The following is a 557-nucleotide window of genomic DNA, read 5'->3' as shown; positions in this document are numbered from 1 at the left end:
GCGCCTGCGCCTGCGCCTGCGCCGCTGGAAACATCGGAAGCCCGCTTCTCCTATCTGACATATAGCGGCACTGACCCGATCTTTGATCTGCCCGTCTCCGACAGTCAGGCTCGGAATCCGATCCTGGCCGGATACTATCCAGACCCCAGCATCGTGAAAGTCGACGCCGACTACTACCTCGTGAACTCATCCTTTACCCACTATCCGGGTATCCCGATCTTCCACAGCCGAGACCTGATCAACTGGACCCAGATCGGAAATGTGATCGACCGGCCGGACATGCTCGACTTTTCCGGGCTGACCGTGTCGCGAGGTGTGTTTGCGCCGACAATCGAATTCCATGGCGGCGTCTTCTACGTGATCAATACCTGCGTGGATTGCGGTGGCAATTTCGTCGTGACGGCTACCGACCCTGCCGGGCCATGGTCCGACCCGATCTGGCTACCCCATATTGGCGGGATCGACCCGTCGCTTTTCTTTGACGAGGACGGCAAAGTCTACATCCTGAACAATGACGCCCCTGAGGGCGAACCCCGCTATGAGGGGCATCGCGCGGT

General features: G+C 59.2%; 1 protein-coding gene. It reads left to right on the top strand.

The window, feature by feature from the left end; genetic code table 11:
* Window positions 1–557: family 43 glycosylhydrolase (locus tag B4F73_RS10085; protein ID WP_290483175.1), on the top strand; the 557-nt coding region annotated here is incomplete at both ends.

This window comes from Hyphomonas sp. UBA3601, assembly GCF_002375605.1.
GTDB lineage: Bacteria > Pseudomonadota > Alphaproteobacteria > Caulobacterales > Hyphomonadaceae > Hyphomonas.
This window is presented reverse-complemented; position numbering and strand designations above follow the sequence as displayed.